17 protein-coding genes are annotated in these 20,200 nt (G+C 72.9%); 3 read left to right on the forward strand and 14 right to left on the reverse strand.

All coding sequences use genetic code 11. The features are described 5' to 3' along the window. Positions 1-3: 3 nt before the first annotated feature. The gene (locus tag ABWK59_RS13780; RefSeq protein ID WP_354640871.1) at positions 4-1,248 is read right to left on the reverse strand and encodes an ATP-binding protein; all 1,245 of its coding nucleotides are present in this window, start codon (positions 1,246-1,248) and stop codon (positions 4-6) included. An 81-nt stretch (positions 1,249-1,329) separates the two neighbouring features. Continuing rightward, positions 1,330-2,004: a response regulator transcription factor gene (locus ABWK59_RS13785; RefSeq protein ID WP_354640872.1), complete on the reverse strand. Its 675-nt coding sequence runs from the start codon at positions 2,002-2,004 to the stop codon at positions 1,330-1,332. 361 nt (positions 2,005-2,365) lie between these two features. Here ABWK59_RS13785 and ABWK59_RS13790 point away from each other — a divergent pair, with 361 nt between their 5' ends. Then, positions 2,366-3,871, forward strand: a complete 1,506-nt coding sequence (locus tag ABWK59_RS13790) for a peptide MFS transporter (RefSeq protein ID WP_354640873.1) — start codon at positions 2,366-2,368, stop codon at positions 3,869-3,871. A 91-nt stretch (positions 3,872-3,962) separates the two neighbouring features. On the opposite strand, the gene hutI is transcribed toward ABWK59_RS13790, so the two are convergent. From hutI to ABWK59_RS13825, 7 genes are all read right to left on the reverse strand, one after another. Beyond that, positions 3,963-5,129, reverse strand: a complete 1,167-nt coding sequence (gene hutI, locus ABWK59_RS13795; protein ID WP_354640874.1) for an imidazolonepropionase — start codon at positions 5,127-5,129, stop codon at positions 3,963-3,965. 96 nt (positions 5,130-5,225) lie between these two features. Continuing rightward, the gene (locus ABWK59_RS13800; protein WP_354640875.1) at positions 5,226-6,581 is read right to left on the reverse strand and encodes a formimidoylglutamate deiminase; all 1,356 of its coding nucleotides are present in this window, start codon (positions 6,579-6,581) and stop codon (positions 5,226-5,228) included. Then, positions 6,566-7,771: an allantoate amidohydrolase gene (locus tag ABWK59_RS13805; RefSeq protein ID WP_354644944.1), complete on the reverse strand. Its 1,206-nt coding sequence runs from the start codon at positions 7,769-7,771 to the stop codon at positions 6,566-6,568. The genes ABWK59_RS13800 and ABWK59_RS13805 overlap by 16 nt, the downstream gene beginning before the upstream one ends. Positions 7,772-7,788: 17 nt before the next feature. Next, positions 7,789-9,462 carry a urocanate hydratase gene (gene hutU, locus ABWK59_RS13810; protein WP_354640876.1) on the reverse strand — a complete coding sequence of 558 codons (1,674 nt, stop codon included), beginning with the start codon at positions 9,460-9,462 and terminating at the stop codon, positions 7,789-7,791. A 177-nt stretch (positions 9,463-9,639) separates the two neighbouring features. Next, positions 9,640-10,005, reverse strand: a complete 366-nt coding sequence (locus ABWK59_RS13815; protein WP_354640877.1) for a hypothetical protein — start codon at positions 10,003-10,005, stop codon at positions 9,640-9,642. Positions 10,006-10,274: 269 nt separating this feature from the next. After that, entirely contained in the window at positions 10,275-11,759 is a 1,485-nt protein-coding gene (locus ABWK59_RS13820; RefSeq protein WP_354640878.1) for an MFS transporter, read from the reverse strand. A gap of 91 nt (positions 11,760-11,850) precedes the next feature. Continuing rightward, positions 11,851-12,507, reverse strand: coding sequence for an NAD(P)-dependent oxidoreductase (locus ABWK59_RS13825; RefSeq protein WP_354640879.1), 657 nt, complete (start codon positions 12,505-12,507; stop codon positions 11,851-11,853). 133 nt (positions 12,508-12,640) lie between these two features. Here ABWK59_RS13825 and ABWK59_RS13830 point away from each other — a divergent pair, with 133 nt between their 5' ends. Next, on the forward strand, positions 12,641-13,075 hold the full coding sequence (locus tag ABWK59_RS13830) for a winged helix-turn-helix transcriptional regulator (protein WP_354640880.1): 435 nt from the start codon (positions 12,641-12,643) through the stop codon (positions 13,073-13,075). Positions 13,076-13,123: 48 nt separating this feature from the next. On the opposite strand, the gene pheA is transcribed toward ABWK59_RS13830, so the two are convergent. From pheA to ABWK59_RS13855, 5 genes are all read right to left on the reverse strand, one after another. After that, the gene (gene pheA / locus ABWK59_RS13835) at positions 13,124-14,071 is read right to left on the reverse strand and encodes a prephenate dehydratase (protein WP_354640881.1); all 948 of its coding nucleotides are present in this window, start codon (positions 14,069-14,071) and stop codon (positions 13,124-13,126) included. A 5-nt stretch (positions 14,072-14,076) separates the two neighbouring features. Then, positions 14,077-14,421, reverse strand: a complete 345-nt coding sequence (locus ABWK59_RS13840; protein ID WP_354640882.1) for a chorismate mutase — start codon at positions 14,419-14,421, stop codon at positions 14,077-14,079. 70 nt (positions 14,422-14,491) lie between these two features. Next, positions 14,492-15,664 carry a LeuA family protein gene (locus ABWK59_RS13845; protein ID WP_354640883.1) on the reverse strand — a complete coding sequence of 391 codons (1,173 nt, stop codon included), beginning with the start codon at positions 15,662-15,664 and terminating at the stop codon, positions 14,492-14,494. A gap of 311 nt (positions 15,665-15,975) precedes the next feature. Then, positions 15,976-17,160, reverse strand: coding sequence for a pyridoxal phosphate-dependent aminotransferase (locus tag ABWK59_RS13850; protein WP_354640884.1), 1,185 nt, complete (start codon positions 17,158-17,160; stop codon positions 15,976-15,978). Further along, the gene (locus tag ABWK59_RS13855) at positions 17,157-18,065 is read right to left on the reverse strand and encodes a cysteine hydrolase family protein (protein WP_354640885.1); all 909 of its coding nucleotides are present in this window, start codon (positions 18,063-18,065) and stop codon (positions 17,157-17,159) included. Before ABWK59_RS13855 ends, ABWK59_RS13850 begins: the two co-directional genes overlap by 4 nt. 140 nt (positions 18,066-18,205) lie before the next feature. On the opposite strand from ABWK59_RS13855, the gene ABWK59_RS13860 reads away from it, so the two are divergent. Next, a complete protein-coding gene (locus tag ABWK59_RS13860; protein WP_354640886.1) occupies positions 18,206-20,182 on the forward strand; it encodes an FAD/NAD(P)-binding protein in 1,977 nt (658 codons plus the stop codon). Positions 20,183-20,200 lie beyond the last annotated feature (18 nt).

The following is a 20,200-nucleotide window of genomic DNA, read 5'->3' on the forward strand; positions in this document are numbered from 1 at the left end:
CGGTCAGTCGCTCTCCCGGCTGCGGGCGACGAACAGCGCGAACACCGGCGGCTGGAGCGAGAGCAGCTCCAGCCTGCCGCCGTCGGCCTCGGCGAGGTCCCGGGCGACGGCGAGGCCGATGCCGGTGGAGTTGCGGCCGCTGACCGCCCGTTCGAAGACCCGGTTGCCGAGTTCCGCCGGGACGCCCGGGCCCTCGTCCTGGACCTCGGCCACCACCGAGGTGCCGGAGCGGCGGACCCGCAGGGTGATCGTCCCGGCGCCGTGCATCAGCGAGTTCTCGATCAGGGTGGCCAGCACCTGGGCGACCGTGCCCGGGGTGCCCATCACCCGGACCCCGCGCAGTCCCTCGATGACCAGCCGGCGCCCGCTGTCGCGCAGCGGCGGCCCCCACTCCTCCACCTGCTGCTTGACCACCTCGTCGAGGTCGAAGGTGACCGCGGTCGGACTGTTGGGGTCGCGCTGGTTGGTGAGCAGCCGCTGCACCACGTCGGTGAGCCGTTCCACCTGCTGGAGGCCGATGGTGGCCTCCTCGCGGACGGTCCGCGGGTCCTCGGCGAGCGCGGTGATCTCCTCCAGCCGCATGGAGAGCGCGGTGAGCGGGGTGCGCAGCTGGTGCGAGGCGTCGGCGGCGAGCCGGCGCTCGGCGGTGAGCATCCGGGCGACGCGCTCGGCGCTGAGGTCGAGGACCTCGGCGATCCGGTCGAGTTCGGGGACGCCGTAGCGGCGGCCCTGCGGCCGGGGGTCGCCGGAGCCGAGGCGCTCGGCGGTCTCGGCGAGTTCGGTGAGCGGGCGGGCGAGGCGCTTGGCCTGCCAGACGGCGAGGGCGACGGCGGCCTGGACGGCCAGCAGGGCGACCAGGCCGAGCAGCAGCAGCATGTTGCCGATCTCGTGGTCGACGTCGGTGCGCGACTGGGAGACGGTGACGGTCTCGCCGCTGGCGCCGGTCTCGGTGGCGGTGATCGTCGGTCCGTCGATCGGGGTGCCGGCGGAGATCGGCGGCTGGCCGGGGATCGCCACGGTGACGTACGAGTCGGCGTTGACCAGGGCGGCGAACTTCTCGCCGGTGACCGGTTCGCCGGCGGCCAGCCGGTTCTCGACCAGGCCGAGGATGCGGACGGCCGCGGCGTCGACCCGGTCGTTGGCGGTGTTGACGATGCCCTGCTTCTCGATCAGGGCGAGGGGGACGCAGAACACCACGACCACCACGAGGACGACGCCCAGCAGCGAGTTGATCATGCGGCGCTTCACGCTGGACGTTCTCCGTCGATGGTGGTCGCTCGGGTGTTCGCCGAGCCGGTCGGTCCGGGCCCGTCGGTCCGGGCTGGTCGGTCAGTTCTTCTCGAAGCGGAAGCCCACGCCGCGCACGGTGGCGATGTAGCGGGGGTTCGCGGCGTCGTCGCCGAGCTTCTTGCGCAGCCAGGAGATGTGCATGTCCAGGGTCTTGGTGGAGGTCCACCAGGTGGTGTCCCAGACCTGGCGCATGATCTCCTCGCGGGTGACCACCCGGCCGGCGTCCCGGACCAGCACCCTGAGCAGCTCGAACTCCTTCGCGGAGAGGGTGAGCTCCTCCTCGCCGAGCCAGGCGCGGTGCGATTCGACGTCGATCTTCACGCCGTGCGCGCCGGTGGTGAGCTGCTCGACGTGGCCGCGCCGGAGCAGGGCCCGGACCCGGGCGAGCAGTTCGGCGAGCCGGAAGGGCTTGGTGACGTAGTCGTCGGCGCCGGCGTCCAGGCCGACCACGGTGTCCACCTCGTCGGCGCGGGCGGTGAGCACCAGGACGGGGAAGCTGCGGCCCTCGGCGCGCAGTCGGCGGCAGACCTCCAGGCCGTCCATCTCGGGCAGGCCGAGATCGAGCACGATCAGGTCGACGTCCTCGTCGAGACCGGCGGTGAGCGCGGCCGCCCCGTCCTCGCGGACCAGTACCTCGTATCCCTCGCGGCGCAGCGCCCGGGCCAGCGGTTCGGAGATTGCCGGGTCGTCCTCGGCCAGCAGCACACAGGTCATGGGCCGATGGTAGTCGTCGCACCCCCTGCCGATCAGGGGCGCGGGCGCTTGCTTGACCTTCCCATGACCTGTGAACCATTTCACAGAGCGTGATCGTTACCTGGGGGCCGTCGGGGGGCGGCCGGGATGCGGATGGCCGGGGGTCCGACGCCGATGCTGCAGCCCCTCCTTCATTTCGAAGGAGATTTTTCACCGACGCCATCGATTAGTGTGTCGTGGGTGCCGGGCTCTTTACCAAGGCAATACCCATCTGTCGGTATTTGTCAGCCCATGTCGCCCGAAGTGGACACGTACAGTGGTCCGGTCCCCGTCCGCCGCCACCCCCCTGGCGGACGATGTCAGGCAAGGAAACCCCTTACTCATGGCGTCTACCACCCTGGATCCGGCCGTCCAGTCGGCCAATCCCAGCGGCAAGACCTTCCTCGGGCACCCCCGTGGACTCGCCACACTCTTCATGAGCGAGATGTGGGAGCGCTTCAGCTACTACGGCATGCGTGCCCTGCTGGTGCTCTACATGACAGCCGCCACCACCGAGGGCGGCCTCGGCATGAAGGTCGCCGTCGCGACCGCCGTCTACAGCGTCTACACGGCGATGGTGTACCTGCTCGCCCTGCCGGGCGGCTGGATCGCCGACCGCTTCCTGGGCGCGCGCAAGACCGTGGCGCTCGGCGGCGGCATCATCATGGCCGGCCACTTCCTGCTGGCCGTGCCGGCCTCGGCGTCCTTCTTCGTCGGCCTGGTCTTCATCGCGGTCGGCTCCGGCCTGCTGAAGGCCAACATCTCGACCATGGTCGGCCACCTCTACGACGGGCCGAACGACCCGCGCCGCGACGGTGGCTTCACGATCTTCTACATGGGCATCAACCTCGGTGCCTTCGCCGCGCCGCTGGTGATCGGCACCGTCGGCCAGAACGTCAACTGGCACCTGGGCTTCGCCCTCGCCGGTGTCGGCATGGCCCTGGGTCTGAGCCAGTTCCTGCTCGGCACCCGCCACCTGAGCGCCAAGAGCGACGTGGTGACCTCCCCGATCACCGCCGCCGAGAAGCGCACCGTGCTCCGCAAGGCCGCCCTGTGGCTGGCCGCCGCCGCGGTGTTCTACGGCGTCGTGGTCGCCAGCGGGAGCTTCAGCATCGACTGGGTCATCTGGCCGCTGTCGATCGCCGGCATCGCGATCCCGGTCTTCGTCTTCGCCAAGGTGAAGCGCGACCCGGACCTGGACGAGGCCGAGCGCTCCAAGATGACCGGCTACATCTGGTTCTTCGTGGCCGCGGCCGTGTTCTGGATGATCTACGACCAGTCCGGCTCGACGCTCAGCCTGTTCGCGGACGAGAACACCGCCTCCACGCTGTTCGGCATCGACTTCCCGTCCAGCTGGTTCCAGTCGCTGAACCCGCTCTACATCATGGCGCTGGCCCCGGTCTTCGCCTGGGTGTGGGTGGCGCTGGCCCGCCGCGGCAAGAACCCCAGCACCACCATGAAGTTCGCCTTCGGTCTGCTGATGATCGGCGGCTCGTTCCTGGTGATGATGCTGGCGATGGCCGCCGCCTCGGGCGGCGTCAAGGTCACCCCGCTCTGGCTGGCGCTGGTCTACCTGGTGCAGACCGTCGGCGAGCTGACGCTGTCCCCGGTCGGCCTGTCGGTCACCACCAAGCTGGCCCCGGCCAAGTACGCCAGCCAGATGATGGGTGTGTGGTTCCTCGCGGTCACCGCGGGCGACTGCGTGGCCGCGATCATCCAGCTCGGCCTCGGCGACGCCACCGGCTCCACCTGGTACTTCGCGCTCCAGGGCATGATGGCGATCGTGGCCGGCGTGGCGCTGGCGATGTACCGCAAGAAGGTCGTCCGCCTGATGGGCGACGTCCACTGACGGTCGGCTGATCCAGCCGCCCCGACGACGTCGAAGGGCCGGTTCCCCCACGGGGGAGCCGGCCCTTCGGCGTCGGGACGGGTCAGACGGGTCAGACCACCCGGACGCCGGCGCGCCAGACGGCCGCGGTGAGCGGGACGCCGGGCCGGTAGGCCAGGTGGACGTGCGAGGGCGCGTCCAGCTGCAGCAGGTCGGCCCGGGCTCCGGGGGTGACGGTGCCGACGTCGGTCCGGCGCAGCGCGCGGGCGCCGCCCGCGGTGGCGGCCCAGACGGCCTCGTCCGGGGTCATCCCCATCTCGCGGACGGCCACGGCCAGGCAGAACGCCATCGAGGTGGTGAAGCTGGACCCGGGGTTGCAGTCGGTGGACAGCGCCACGGTGGCGCCGGCGTCGAGCAGGCGCCGGGCGTCGGGGTAGGCGGCCCGGGTGGAGAACTCGGCGCCGGGCAGCAGGGTGGCGACGGTCTGCGAGCCGGCCAGCGCGGCGACGTCCTCGTCGGTGAGGTGGGTGCAGTGGTCGGCGGAGGCGGCGCCCAGCTCGACGGCGAGCTGCACGCCCGGGCCGTACGACAGCTGGTTGGCGTGCACCCGCGGGACGAGGCCGCGCTTCGCGCCGGCGGTGAGCACGGCCCGGGCCTGGTCGCCGTCGAAGGCGCCCTGCTCGCAGAAGACGTCCACCCAGCGGGCGTGCGGGGCGCAGGCGTCCAGCATCTCGCCGGTGACCAGGTCCACGTAGCCGGCCGGGTCCTCGGCGTACTCGGGGGCGACCACGTGGGCGCCGAGGTAGGTGGTCTCGGGGGTGTGGGCGGCGGCGATCCGCAGCGCGCGGGCCTCGTCGGCGACGGTGAGGCCGTAGCCGGACTTGCACTCCACGGTGGTGGTGCCCTGGCGGAGCGCCTCGCCGACGAACCGGGCGACATTGGCGTCCAGCTCGGCGTCGGTGGCGGCGCGGGTGGCCGCGACGGTGGTGCGGATGCCGCCGGCGGTGTAGGACTGCCCGGACATCCGGGCGTTGAACTCGGCGGTGCGGTCGCCGGCGAAGACCAGGTGGGCGTGCGAGTCGACGAAGCCCGGCAGCACCGCCCGTCCGCCGGCGGAGTGCTTCTCGTCGGCGGCGGGAGCCTGCGCGGCGGGGCCGACCCAGGCGATCGTGCCGTCCTCGACGACCACGGCGGCGTCGGAGAGCAGGCCGAGCGGACCGGTGCCGTGCGCGGGGTCGTTGGTGACCAGGCTGCCGATGTCGGTGATCAGGAGGCTCAACGGGGATCCTTGTCGGGGGGATCGGCCCTGGTGGGGCCGCGTCGGCCCGGGTACGGGTCCGAGGAGATCAGCCCTCCTCGGACCCGCACCCGGAGTCTACGACCGGAGCGCCGCGATGGAGTCGCGGAGGGCTGCCGGGACGTCGGGGACGAGCTGGTGGACACCGTCGCGGACGATGTGCCGGCCGCCGACCACCACGTGCCGGACGTCGGCGGCGGTGGCCGCGAAGACCGCGGTCTCGGCGCCGAGCGCGGGCCGGGGTCCGGCGGTGCGGACGGAGTCCAGGGCGACGGTGGTGAAGTCGGCGAAGGAGCCGGCCTCGATCCGTCCGGCCTCCGGCCAGCCCAGCGAGGCGTGCCCGTCCTCGGTACCGGCCCGCAGCAGGGCGTTGGCCGTCCAGTGGCCGCGGGTGCGGGTTCGCAGGCGCTCGTTGAGCTCCAGCGCCCGGGCCTCCTCGAACGGGTCGATGATCGCGTGGCTGTCGCTGCCCAGGGTGATCGGGCAGCCGGCGCCGGCCAGCCGGCGGGCCGGGCCGATGCCGTCGGCGAGGTCCCGTTCGGTGGTGGGGCACATGCAGATGACGGTGGAGGAGTCCGCGAGCAGGCGGACGTCCTCGTCCGTCAGGTGGGTGGCGTGCACGGCGCTGGTCCGGGGGCCGAGCACGCCGTGGTCGCTGAGCAGCCGGGTCGGGGTGACGCCGTGCGCGGTGAGGCAGGCGTCGTTCTCGGCGGTCTGCTCGGAGAGGTGGACGTGCAGCGGGGCCTTGCGCATGGCGGCCCAGTGCGCGACCGTGCCGAGCTGGTCGGCCGGGACGGCCCGGACCGAGTGGATGGCGGCGCCGATCCGGGCGTGCTCGGCGGGCTTGAGCTCGGAGATCCGCTCGGCCCAGGCGTCGGCGTCGCCGTCGCTGAACCGCAGCTGCGGCTTGGTGGGCTCGGCGCCGAATCCGGAGGACAGGTAGCAGGTGTCCAGCAGGGTGATCCGGATGCCGGCCCGCCGGGCGGCCTCCACCAGGGCCTCGCCCATGGCGTTGGGGTCGTCGTAGCGGCCGCCGCCCGGGGCGTGGTGCAGGTAGTGGAACTCGCCGACCGCGGTGATCCCGGCCAGCACCATCTCGGCGTACACCGCGGTGGCCAGCTCCAGGTAGCTGTCCGGGTCGAGCGCCCCGGCGAAGTGGTACATGGTGTCGCGCCAGGTCCAGAAGGTGCCGGAGCCGACCTGGACGCTGCCGCGCAGGGCGCGGTGGAAGGCGTGCGAGTGGGCGTTGGCCTGGCCGGGCACGGTGAGCCCGGCCAGCCGGACCGCCCCCGGCGGGCAGGGGCCGCTGTCCGGGGTGACCTTGGCGGTCTTGCCGCCGGGGCCCACCGCGATGAGCACGTCCTTCTCGACCACCGGACCGTTGACGTGCGGCAGCCAGGCGTACTCCGCCCAGTACGTCACGACGGCTGACATGCGAGGTCCTCCAGTACGTCGGCGAGCGCGGCCACCCCGGCGAGGCAGTCGGCCTCCTCGGCGTGCTCGGCCGGGGAGTGCGAGACTCCGCTGGGGTTCCGTACGAACAGCATGGCGGTCGGGATGACCGATGCCAGGATTCCGGCGTCGTGTCCCGCGCCGGTCGGCAGGATCGGGACGTCCCCGGCCGCACCCTTGCCGAGCACGGCGGCGAGCCGGTCGCGCAGCGGCCCGTCGAAGTCGACCACCGGCGTGTAGGACTCCCGGGTCAGCTCGACCCGGACGCCGTCCCGCTCGCCGCGCTCCCGGGCGGCCCGCTCGACGGCGGCGACCAGTTCGGTGAGCACCGCCTCGTCGGGGGCGCGGGAGTCCAGCCAGCCGCGGACCAGCGAGGCGATGGCGTTGGTGCCGTTGGGCTCGACGGCGATCTTGCCGAAGGTGGCCAGGGCGCCGGCAGCGCGGGCTCTCTCGCGGGCCGCGAGCACGGTCTCGGCGAAGGTCAGCACCGGGTCGCGGCGGTCCTCGATCCGGGTGGTGCCGGCGTGGTTGGCCTCACCGTGGAAGTCGAACCGCCAGCGGCCGTGCGGCCAGATCGCGCTGGCCACGCCGACCGGCCGGTCCTCGGTCAGGTAGCGGCCCTGCTCGACGTGCAGCTCGACGAAGGCGCCGATCCGGGCGAGCCGGTCGGTGTCGGTGCCGAGGGCGGTGGGGTCGTAGCCGGCCCGCTCCATGGCGTCGGGCAGCCGGACGCCGTCGGCGTCGCGCAGCGCGTACGCCTGCTCCCGGGAGAGCACGCCGGCGGTCAGCCGGGAGCCGATGCAGGCCACGCCGAAGCGGGCGCCCTCCTCGTCGCCGAAGTTGACGATCGCCAGCGGACGGGTGGGGACCGCGCCGCGGGCGCGCAGCTCGTCCAGCGCGGCGAAGGAGGAGACCACGCCGAGCGGGCCGTCGAAGGCGCCGCCGTCCGGGACGGAGTCCAGGTGGGAGCCGGTGACCACGGCGTCGCCGGCCCCGGGGTCGCCGAGCCAGGCCCACTGGTTGCCGTTGCGGTCCAGCTCGTAGGCGAGGCCGCGGTTGCGGGCCTGCTCCTCGAACCAGGCCCGGCATTCGGTGTCGGCGGAGTTCCAGGCGAAGCGGCGGTAGCCGCCGGAGGAGGCGGAGCGGCCCACGGGGAGCAGCTCCGCCCACATCCGCTGGAAGCTGTCGGTCACAGCTCGCCCATGGGGACGCGCACGCCCCGCTCGTCGGCGACCTCGACCGCGCGGTCGTAGCCGGCGTCGACGTGGCGGATGACGCCCATGCCGGGGTCGTTGGTGAGCACCCGGCGGATCTTCTCGCCCGCCAGGGCGGTGCCGTCGGCGACGGTGACCTGGCCGGCGTGGATCGAGCGGCCGATGCCGACGCCGCCGCCGTGGTGGATGGAGACCCAGGAGGCGCCGGAGGCGACGTTGACCATGGCGTTGAGCAGCGGCCAGTCGGCGATGGCGTCGGAGCCGTCCAGCATGGCCTCGGTCTCGCGGTACGGGGAGGCGACCGAGCCGCAGTCCAGGTGGTCGCGGCCGATGACGATCGGGGCGGACAGCTCGCCGGAGGCGACCATGTCGTTGAACCGCTCGCCGGCCTTGTCGCGCTCGCCGTAGCCGAGCCAGCAGATACGTGCCGGGAGGCCCTGGAAGTGGACCTTCTCCTGGGCCATCGTGATCCAGCGGTGCAGCGACTCGTTCTCCGGGAAGAGGTCGAGCACGGCCTTGTCGGTCTTGTAGATGTCCTGCGCGTCGCCGGACAGGGCGGCCCAGCGGAACGGGCCCTTGCCCTCGCAGAACAGCGGGCGGATGTACGCCGGGACGAAGCCGGGGAAGGCGAACGCCCGGTCGTAGCCGGCGAGCTGGGCCTCGCCGCGGATGGAGTTGCCGTAGTCGAAGACCTCGGCCCCGCGGTCCTGGAAGCCGACCATCGCCTCGACGTGCTTGGCCATCGACTCGCGGGAGCGCTGGGTGAACTCGGCGGGCTTCTCGGCCGCGTAGGTGGCCATGTCCTCGAAGGCGACGCCGATCGGCAGGTAGCTCAGCGGGTCGTGGGCGCTGGTCTGGTCGGTGACGATGTCGATCGGGGCGTCCATCGCCAGCAGCTGCGGGAACAGCTCGGCGGCGTTGCCCAGCAGGCCGATGGAGAGCGGCTGCTTCTTGTCGCGGGCCTCCACGGCGAGCTGCAGCGCGTGGTCGAGGTTCTTGGCCTCGACGTCCAGGTAGCGGTGCTCGATCCGGCGGGCGATCCGGGACGGGTCGCAGTCGATGCAGATCGCCACGCCGCCGTTCATGGTGACGGCCAGCGGCTGGGCGCCGCCCATGCCGCCGAGACCGGCGGTGAGGGTGATGGTGCCTTCCAGGGTGTTGTCGAACTTCTTCGCCGCGACGGCGCCGAAGGTCTCGTAGGTGCCCTGGAGGATGCCCTGGGTGCCGATGTAGATCCAGGAGCCGGCGGTCATCTGGCCGTACATGGTGAGGCCGAGGGACTCCAGCCGGCGGAACTCCTCCCAGTTGGCCCAGTCGCCGACCAGGTTGGAGTTGGCGATGAGCACGCGCGGCGCCCACTCGTGGGTCTGCATCACGCCGACCGGGCGGCCGGACTGGACCAGCATGGTCTCGTCCTGCTTGAGGTTCTGCAGCGTGCGGACCATGGCGTCGTACGAGCGCCAGTCGCGGGCGGCCTTGCCGGTGCCGCCGTACACGACCAGCTTGGAGGGGTGCTCGGCCACCTCGGGGTCGAGGTTGTTCATGAGCATCCGCAGGGCGGCCTCCTGCTGCCAGCCCTGGGCGGTCAGGCTGCTGCCGCGCGCCGCGCGCACCTCGCGCGGGCCACTGCCCGTCTGCTGCTGGGTCATGCTCCGGCCTCCTTGCGGATGGATTCATTCACTGTCTTGCGTTCTGAATATATCCAAACAGACCGGGGGTCGCCAGGGGTAGCGCGCGTTCGGACGCCGGAGCCGGGGGCGTGCGGGCAACGGAAAGGGCCCCGCCGCGGTGTCGCGGCGGGGCCGTCGGGGTGGAAGAAGGGGGGCTCAGGCGGCCTCGTCGCCACCCCAGTCGATGCCGATCTCGGCCAGCCAGGCGCGGTCCGCGGCGCCCGGGGTGGCGGATTCGGCGGGCCGGGAGGGGGACGACGGGGACGGCGGGCCCGGCGCGGACGGCGGGCGCGGGACCTCCTGGACCGGGCCGAGGCCGTACCGCTCCGCCGCCGCGGTGGCGGCCGGGCCGGGCTCGATGACACCCACGTGGACGGCGGACTCGTCGCCCGGGTCGAGGACGGTCAGCTCGGGCTCGGGCGGGCGGCGCAGCGCGATCCGCCTCCCGCAGGTCGGGCAGGACCACTCGTCGGCGCCGGATGCGAGCCGGCCGGTCAGCTTCATCTCGTGGATCACACGCATGGCGGACATCCCCCGTCCGGTCCCTTGCGGTCAAGGCCCTGCTGACGGCATACCCGCTGACGCCTCCTCAGCAACCTCGCCCGGCGGGGGCGATCCGCCGGGCGGGGCCTAGACCGACCGGCCGTTGGGGGGTGGGTGAAGGAGCGGGTCGAGAGCCGAGTCTGGGCGGTGCCGACGAGGGAGTAGCAGCGGAGCTGCGGCGACTGAGGAGAAGCCGTCCAGGCGACAGCTGTCGGCCCGCGACGCTGCCCCCCAATGGCCGGTCGGTCTTACGCACGGCTCGACTGCCGCGGGGCCGAGCCGGCCCGGGGATCGCCGTACGGGACCGGGCCCGCCGGGAAGGGCTCCCGCCGGAACGGGCCCGGGCGGAACGGGTCCGACGGGTGGGGTGGCGGGACGGGCGCCTGGACGGGGTGACCGGGCGGCCGTGCGTACCCGGCGTCCTGGTGGCCGCGGGGATCACCGGGCTCGGAATCGGCCGGGACGGTCCCGCGGTCGGCGTGCCGGCCGCGGCTGCGGGGCGGCCGCCGGCCGCCCACCCGGGAGTGCCGGCCGCGGCCGACCGCCCGGCCGGCGGCGATCGCGACCACGGCACCGACGCTGAGCAGGATGGCCGCCGACCTGATGATGCCGCCGAAACCGGTGTCCCCGAGCGCCCCCGCGAACTGGGGCCCGACGCTGGCCCCGACGAAGAGGACGAAGGCGTAGAGCGTCACCGACGCGCCCTTCGCGGGCCCCGCCAGTGACGCGATCATCTCGACCAGCCCGGGGGTGGCGATCGCGACGGCCACCACGAAGGAGAACAGGGCGACGGCCAGCACGATCGTGTGGTCCTTCAGGAAGGAGGCCGTGATGATGCTCGCCGCGGCCAGCACGAAGGCCGCGGGCACCCGCACCGCCGTGGTCACCCGGGCGAGCAGGGGGGCGCCGAGCGGGACCAGGAGCATCGCGGGCAGCGCGCTGGCGCGCAGCGCCAGCAGGGCCTGGGGGTGGCCCACCATGGCGGGCGGACCGGCCACCTGGACGGCCGTGTACGTGGCGACGAAGCCGGCCAGGATGGTGAGGGTGGCGCCGTAGGCGAGCAGCAGGGTCGGGTTGGCGAGCAACCGCCCCATGCTGGCGAAGGTCTGGGAGAGCCGGGGGGACGGCCCGGCCGCGGAGAGCCGCGTGCGCAGGGTGGCCATCACCAGCCCGGCGGCCGACACCAGCAGCACGCCCGCGCCGAGGAACACCCCCCGCCAGCCCGCGGCGCCGCCCGCCGTCTGGGCGCAGACCTGGGCGATGACCGCCGAGGCGAGGAAGGAGCTGGTCAGGTAGGTCAGCGCGACCGGCCGCCGGTCCGGCGCGAGGTTGGTGCTGAGGTAGGCGAAGGCGGACGGCGCGAAGGTGGAGGCGCACAGCCCCTGGAGGGCACGCAGCGCGCAGGCGGCCCCGAGGCTCGGGGCGGCGGCGACGGCCGCCGTGGCCAGTCCGGTGGCCAGCAGTCCGAGGGCCAGCACCCGGCGGGCGCCGAACCGCTCGGCGAGCGGGCCGCTGAGCAGGAAGCCGACGGCGTAGGAGAGCCCGAAGGCGGTCATCGTCCACGCCGCGGAGCCGACCGGGACCGACCAGTCGCGGCCCATCCCGGCGAACAGCGGGATGACGGTGTACAGCTGGCCGACGACCAGTACCCCGATCAGGCACAGCACCCCCACGGTGCGTCCGAAGGGGGCGTACGGCGGCGTCGGCGGGTGGGCGCCCTGGGCGTCCGGCATGCTTCTCCCCCCGTGGAGACGGCGAAGGCAAGGGGTCACGACCGCCGGGCCGCTGCCGCCCGCAGGCGACAGCGGCCCGTGCCGGGTCGGGTCAGTAGCCGACCGTGAAGCGCTTCTGGATGTGCTTCGGGTTCTCGATCTCGTCGAGGAAGGCGACGGCGTAGTCCTCGGCGCTGATGGCGCTGTTGCCGTCCTCACCGATGACCAGGTCGTCGAGGCCCAGGCGGTAGTTGCCGGTGCGCTCGCCGGGCTCGATCATGGCGGCCGGGGAGAAGTGGGTCCACTTCACGTCGGTGACGGTGCGCAGGTAGTCCAGGGTGTCGCCCTGGCCGTGCATGACCTGGGTGACCAGCTCCGGCAGGCCGGGGGTGTCCCAGACCTTCTTGCCGTCGGGGGTGTTGAGCGAGCCGGCGCCGCCGATCGAGATGAAGCGCGGGGCCTCGTCGCCGAGCAGGCGCATGCCGCCGACCAGGGACTCGGCCGCGGCACGGACGAAGGCGGCGTGCGCGACACCGTCGGTGTAGCCGCCACCGACGGCGCTGGCGACGGCGTCCTTGCCCTTGGCCACCGCGGCGACGTCCTTCTCGTCGAGGATGTTGCCCTCGATGACGGTCAGGTTCGGGTGGGCCTGCAGCTTGTCGCCGTCGCCGTGGACCACGGCGGTGACCTCGTAACCGCGGGCGAGGGCCTCGTTCAGGATGCGGGAGCCGAAGGTGCCGGTGGCGCCGAAGAGCGCGATCTTACGCATGCGAAATCACAATCCAATCGTCAGTGAACCGGCCCCTTCCGGGCGCCAGTTCGTCCTCACTTCTATTCAACTACCTTGGTGGGGCCATTGTTTCCATCTGATACCAAGCACTTTAAAGTGCTATTGTTTCCTGATGGATACTCATGTGCGGGACAAGGGCTCCGGATTGGCCACCACCGACAATTCCGGGCGGGCACCCGCCACCGAGCCCGCCGCCGGCGCACCGGACTGCCGCGCCAGGGACCTGCTCGACCGCCTGGGCAGCAAGTGGAGCGTGCCGATCATCCTGACCCTGGCCTCCGGCACCCTCCGGTTCACCGAGCTGAAGGACGGCGTCCGCGGCATCACCCCGAAGGTGCTCACCGCCAACCTCCGCGAGCTGGAGCGCGACGGCCTGGTCAGCCGCCAGGTCTTCGCGGAGGTCCCGCCGCGCGCCGAGTACACCCTGACGCCGCTCGGCGAGACCCTCATCGAGACCTACCGCGTGGTCCAGGGCTGGACGGAGCGGCACCTCGAGGAGGTGATCCGCTGCCGGGAGGCGTACGACCGCGAGCACGGCCGCTCCTGACCCGGCCGCGGCGGGGCCGGCGGCCGTTCGCCGGCCCCGGCCCCGCCGTCAGGCCGCCACGACCCCGCCGCCCGAGCGCAGGGCCTCCAGCCAGCACTCGGCGCTCAGGCCGCCCTCCTCGCCCCGCCGGGGTGCCGGCACGCGGGCCCGGGGCCCCGCACCCGCGCGCAGGTAGCTCCCCAGGAACCTGGCCGCGATCCCCTTGCGGTGCAGGGCCATCACGACCTCGCCGACGTCGTCGTCCTCGATGTGCCCGTCGATGTCGACGAAGAAGTGGTAACTGCCGAGCCTGTTCCCGGACGGCCAGGACTGCACCCAGGTCGGGCCGACGCCCTGCTCCGAGAACGCCCCGAGGATCTCGGCGATGGTCCGGGCACCGGCCTCCTCGGCCGGCAGCAGGAACGAGCTGCGGTCCCGGCCGGTTGGCGCGGGAGCCGGCCCGGCGGACCGCAGGGCGACGAACCGGGTGACCGCGTCGGCCCGCTCCCCGATCCCGGAGGCGAGCACCGTGAGGCCGTAGCGCTCGGCCGCGACGGGAGCCGCGATGGCCGCGTCACCCGGCTGCGGCGACTCGCCGACCTCCCGGGCGGCGCCCGCCGTGGAGGTGGAGAGCAGCACCTGGGCCTGCGGCAGCCGGGCGGACAGCCAGCCGCGGCACTGCCCGTGGGCGTGCGGATGGCTCCGGACGCGTCTGACCTCGTCCAGCGTGGTGCCCGGCCGGGCCATCAGCGCGAAGGTGACCGGGATCTCGATCTCGGCGGCGATGTGCAGGCCGGTCCCGCCGGAGGCCAGCTCGTCCAGGGTCGCCGGCACGACGCCCCGGACCGAGTTCTCCAGCGGCACCACCGCGGTGGAGCACACGCCGGCGCGGACCGCCTCCAGGGTCTCGGACACCGTGGCGTACGGGCTCCACGAGGCGTGCGCGGCGTCGGGCAGCGCCCGCAGGGCGGCCTCCGCGAAGGTGCCCTGCGGGCCCAGATAGGCATAGGTCGTCATGCGGCTCACCTGCCGGCGACGCCGCGGGAGAGCCGCAGGACCAGCAGCGCCACCTCGGTGCCGCCCTCGCCGAGCGCCTCCCCGTAGCGGTTGATGATCTGGTTCTCGCGGGCCAGGTGGGTGCGGGTGCCGCCGGTGGACATCCGGGCCGCCTGCACCATCCGGGACCGTTCGGCGCGCTCCCGGATCAGTTCGATCAGCTGCCGGTCGATCTCGTCGATGCGGTCGCGGTGGCGCAGGACTTCGGCGTCCGCCTCGGCGGCGCCCTCCGCCTGGGCGCGGACACCGGTGCCCACGGGTTCCGAGGCGGCCCGGCCGTCGGCCGGCCGGAGGGAGGTCGGGCTGGGCATGTCTGGCTCCTTCACTGCTGCACGGGGAACGGGCTTCACCGGGAGCGGGCCGTACGACGGACCCGCCGCTTCACCGGCCGGCCAGGACGGGGACACGGGCGTCCAGCTCCCTGGCCAGCCGCTCCTTCACGATCTCCAGGTCCTCGCAGTCGCCGCCCGCGCGCTCGGCGATGTGGACCCGGTAGAGCTCGGCGAGCCGCTCGTCGTCCACCTCGACGCCGATCTGCTCCAGCAGGTGGCGCAGGACGGCACGCCCGGAGTGACGGGCGATCAGGAGCGAGCGCTTGCGGCCGAACCGGGCCGGCTCGACGTACTCGTAGGTGGCCGGGTTGTTGAGGATGCCCTGCTGGTGGATGCCGGCCGCGGTGCCGAAGGCGTAGGTGCCGAAGATCGCCTTGTTCCGGGGCTCCTCCAGCCTGATCACCTCGCGCAGGGCCGTGTAGGCCTCGTGCATCTTCGCGATGTCGATGTCGGTGTACAGGCCGAGGTGGTCCTCCTTGTAGGCGAGCAGGCCCGCCAGCTCCTCCAGCGGCGTGTTGCCGGCGCGCTCGCCGATGCCGCCGAGCGTGGCCTGCACCTCGTCGGCCCCGGCCTGGAGTCCGGCCAGCGCGTTGGCCAGCGAGAGGCCGAAGTCGTCGTGGCAGTGGGTGGACACCTTGATCGGCCGCGGCGCCCAGCTGCGCACCTTGGCGATGATGTCGCCGTACTGGTCCGGCGTGGTGCAGCCGGAGGTGTCCGCGAGGATGATGCAGGTCGCCCCGGCCTCCACCGCGCTCTCGGTGATCGCCCGCATCAGCTCGTCGTCGCTGCGGCTGGCGTCCTCGATGCCGACCGAGATGTGCTCCACGCCGAGGGACCTGGCGAAGCCGACGGTGTCGACCACCTCGTCGACGGCCTGCTTGCGGGTGATGCCCCGCTTGTACTGCAGGTGCAGGTCGCTGCCGGTGGCGACCATCTGCACCTCGTGGTTGACGGTGCCGCCGGCCTCCACCGCGATCTCCACGTCCCGGCGGACGGTCCGGGAGAAGGTCGCGAACCGGGCCTTCGTCAGCGCCTTGGAGATCAGCCGGGTGGCCTCGAAGTCGCTGGGCGAGGAGGCCGGGAAGCCGGCCTCGACCGCGTCGACGCCGAGGGCCTCGATGCGCAGCGCCATGTCGAGCTTCTGCTCGGGGTTCATCGCGTTCCCGGGGGCCTGCTCCCCGTCGCGAAGGGTCGTGTCGAATACGGAAATGCGCCGTGCCATGAAAGCTCCCCCATGAATTCCACGGATGTGCCTGATGAATGTCGCCGCAGCCGGGCGCACGCGTCGGGAAGGGGGCTCAACCGGATTCGGGCGCCCCTGCATCCCCGCGTTACCGCACCTCGACCGTCCCCCGAACGGTCGGCGGCCGCACTTCTGACGCTACCTCACAACGGTGCCCGAGAACAGGACCGGCGATTACTTAAAATGCATGTAACAAATCCCCCGCAAAGATGCATCGTGTACGTTCTTTGGGATTGTGGACCGGCCCCGGCGGCGCCCTGTGGGGAGGGTGCCGCCGTGGCCGGTCCGGATCAGCGCGCGGCGCGCCGCAGGGCGGCGTCCATCCGCTCCAGGGCCTGTTCGATCACCGTCCGCGAGGTCGCGAACGACAGCCGTACGTGCCCCTCGCCGCCCGGGCCGAAGGCCGAACCCGGCGTGAGGGCCACCCCGGCCTCCTCCAGCGCCCACCGGCTGAAGTCCGCGGCGGAGCCGAGGCCGGCCTCCCGGATGTCGGCGAACGCGTAGAACGCGCCCTCCGGAGCCGCGCACCGGACGCCGGGCAAGGCGTTGAGGCCGTCGACGATCAGCGCCCGGCGGGCCGCGTACTCCCGCGCCATCTCCTCGACGGCGTCCTGCGGGCCGGTCAGGGCCGCCACACCGCCGCGCTGCACGAAGGAGCTGGTGCACCCGACCGTGTGCTCGTGGACCTTCAGCACCTCGCCGATGACCTCGGCGGGGCCGGCCACGTACCCCAGGCGCCACCCCGTCATGGCGTAGCCCTTGGAGAACCCGTTGACGGTCAGGGTGCGTTCCGCGCAGCCGGGCATGCTCGCCAGGCTGATGTGTTCGTGCCCGTCGTAGCGGATCTTCTCGTAGATCTCGTCGGCGATGACGAAGAGGTCGTGCTCGACGGCGAACTCCGCCACCGCCTCGGCCTCGTGGCGGCTGAGCACCCGGCCGGTCGGGTTGTTCGGCGTGTTGACCAGGATCGCCTTGGTCCGGTCCGAGACGTGGCGTTCGAGGAGGTCCCGGGTGATCCGGAACCCGTCGTCGGCGCGCAGCTCGGCGGCGACCGGGCGGGCGCCGGCCAGGTGGGCCATGGACGTGTAGCTCACCCAGCTGGGCGTCGGGACGATCAGCTCGTCCAGCGGGTCCAGGACCGCCATCACGGAGACGAAGAGCGCGTGCTTGGCCGACGGCGTCACGATGACCTCGGTCGCCGGGTCGACCCCGATCCCGTTCTCCTCGGCCAGCTTCTCGGCGATCGCGGCCCGCAGTTCGGGCAGGCCGCGGCTGGCGGTGTAGTGGGTGAAGCCGTCCCTCAGTGCCTCTGTGGCCACCGCCGAGATGTGGTCGGCGGTGTCGAAGTCCGGCTCCCCGCCGCCCAGGTCGAGCACCTGGACCCCCTCGGCCCGCAGCGACTGCACCAGGTCGAGCAGGGCGACGGTCGCCGACCTCTCGATCCCCGCGAAACGGCGGGCCACACGCCCCTTCACCCGGACACCCCGGCGGTCGCCGGCGCCGGCAGCGCCTCGTCGACCGTGGTGACGGTCGCGGTGCGCGCGATGAGCTTCAGGGCCGCGTCGTGCAGGTCCTGGTCGGAGGTCGCGGTGGCGTCCTCCAGGACCTCGACCGCGAAGTCCCGGTCGTGGCCCTCGCGGGCGGTGGAGAGGATCACCAGGTCGGTCGTCACCCCGGTCAGCAGCAGCGTGTTGACGTCGAGGTTGCGCAGCAGCAGCTCCAGGTGCGTCCCGAGGAAGGGGTTGACCCGGCGCTTCTCGACGATCGGCTCGCCGTCGGCGGGCTCGAGCGCGCTGTGCACCTCGGTGCCCCAGGTACCCAGCACCACCCGGTCGCCGTGGCGGGCCTCGGCGAAGAGCGGCGAGGCCCGGGGCCAGTCGGGATATCCCGGCGAGAATCCGACCACCACGTAGACGACCGGAATTCCGGAGAGCCTGGCCCGCTCGATCGCGGTGGCGGCCCGTTCGAGTACACCCCGTCGGGCCACCTGCTCACAGAAGCCCTCGCCGGCGTATTTCCCGTCAGGGTGAACGAGCTCGTTGATCAGATCCAGTATCAGCAGCGCCGGCCGTCGCGACATTGATCCCCCCCGGACGTACCCGACTGGCCCTTGCCAGTCAACAGTTCGTGCAGCTACGACGCAGCGTACCCCAGCGCCGGGGCGACCCCGTGGACGGCTTTTGACGGTGACGCAACAGGACAAGCCACGGCATATCCGGGCAAGAATTCGGCGGACACAAGCCGCTCTTCCCCTGCTGCCGGACTTTCCGGACATGCATGAAGGATGCTCATGCATGGCATGAGGTAATCGGCATTGAACGGCGACCAATCCCGGCATACGCTCGGCGAAGTGGCGGTCGAAGTGCCAGGATCCGGCCATTTTCGCCAGGACTCAGCCCAGGCTTCCGACCCGTGTGCCGCCGGCGGGACCGCGTTCCTCCGGAGCGGACGGTCACGCTCCTTTCTTTCCGTTCCGGGTGTGCTGTCAGCTATTTCAGAGGTGGACAGGTGGATGACCGTGTGACGACCCGACCTTCAGGAGCCCCCGCCCACCGGATCGCGGTGGTCGGCAGCGGCCCGCGCGGCCTGATGGTGGCCGAGCGGCTGGCCGCCCGGCTGGCCGAGGAGGCTCCCGCAGGGCCGGTGGAGCTCTACCTGATCGACGAGGTCGAGGTCGGCTGCGGCCGGGTGTGGCGATCGGACCAGCCCGAGTGGTTCATGATGAACACGGTGGCCGACGAGATCTCCGCCTTCTCCGGCACCCCGGACTCCGGACCGGCCAGGGCCGGCGCGGGCCCCTCCTTCGGCCAGTGGTGGAGCGCCTCGGACCCGGACCACCCGGGGCCCAACAGCTATGCGCCGCGCGCCGTCTACGGCCGCTACCTGCGCTTCGTCCTGGACGCGGTGGAGGGCGGGCTGCCGGCCCACGCCCGGCTGCACCGCGTCACCGCCGCGGTCCAGGACCTGGAGCGCACCGCCGCCGGCTACCGGCTCACCCTCGCGGACGGCACCCGGCTGCCGGTGGACCGCGTGGTGCTCACCACCGGGCACGCCCGGCCCGCCGCCGCCGGGGAGCAGCGGGCGCTCGCCGAGTTCGCCTCCGACCGCCCCCACCTGCGCTACATCCGCGGGGACTCGGCCGCCGACATGCCGCTGGAGGCGGTGCCGGCCGGCGCCGAGGTCGGCATCCTCGGCCTCGGCCTGTCCTTCTACGACGTGATGGCCGCGTTCACGATCGGGCGCGGCGGGCGGTTCGTGACGGACGACGCCGGGGTGCTGCGCTACGTCCCGAGCGGGCGGGAGCCCTTCATGGTGGCCGGTTCCCGCAGCGGCATGCTGCTGCCGGCCCGCGGCCGCAACCAGAAGTCCGCGCTGAACCCCTACCGGCCGGTCCTGTTCACGCCCGAGCGGATCCGCCACCACCGCCCCAAGGCGCCGTACGACTTCGCCTCCGACGTCCTGCCGTGGCTTCTGGCCGAGGTCGAACTCGTCTACTACGGCACGGAGTTGCGTCAGCGGAGCGGAGAGCAGGCGGCCGCCGCCCTCACCGCGGAGCTGGCGGTCGCCCTGGACGCGCCGCTGCCGGACGTCGCGGCGGCGGCCGCCCGGCACGGGGTGGGCGACCTGCCGCGGATGGACCTCGACCGGCTGGCCCGGCCGTTCGAGCGGCGGACCTTCGCCGACCCGCACGCCTTCGAGGAGGCGCTGACCGCCGCCGTCCGGGAGGACCTGGAGCACGCGGAGCGGGGCAACGTCGACTCGCCGCTCAAGGCGGCCCTCGACGTGCTGCGCGACACCCGGTGGGTGATCCGCCAGTTCGTGGACTTCTCGGGCCTGAACCCGGCCTCCCACCGGTCCGACTTCCTCGGCTGGTACGTGCCGCGGAGTTCCTTCCTCGCGGCCGGGCCGCCGCGGGTCCGCCTCCAGCAGGCCTCCGCGCTGATCGCCCGGGGTCTGCTGCGGATCGCCGGGCCGGACACCCGCATCGTGGGCGACGAGGCGACCGGCCGTTTCCTGGTCTCCTCCCCCCGGGTCGCCGGGTCCGAGGTCGCCGTCGACCACGTGATCGACGCCCGGATCCCCAACCCCGACGTCCGTCTGGACCCGGCCCCGCTCACCTCCCGCCTGCGCGAGCGGGGCGTGTGGACCAGTTACGTCAACCGGCACGGCGCCCAGGCGTTCGACACCGGCGGCGTGGCGGTGACCGGCTCCCCGTACCACCCGGTGGGCGCCGACGGCCGGCCCGAGGAGGGGCTGTACGTCCTGGGCATCCCGACCGAGCACACCCGCTGGTTCACCCAGGTCGGCAGCAGCCGTCCGGGGCTGTGGAGCGACTTCGTCCACGACGCCGACGCGATCGCGGTCCATGCGCTGGCCGCCCGGGCTGGGAACGCCGACGCCGGAGCCGGCGCCGGGTCGGAGCAGACCCCGGCTCAGGTCTCGGCGCAGGCCCCGGCGCAGGCCTCGGCCCTGGTCGGGACCTCGGCCGGGCGCTGAGCGGCCCGGTGCCCGGAC

This window comes from Kitasatospora sp. HUAS MG31 (assembly GCF_040571325.1).
GTDB classification, from domain to species: Bacteria; Actinomycetota; Actinomycetes; order Streptomycetales; family Streptomycetaceae; genus Kitasatospora; species Kitasatospora camelliae.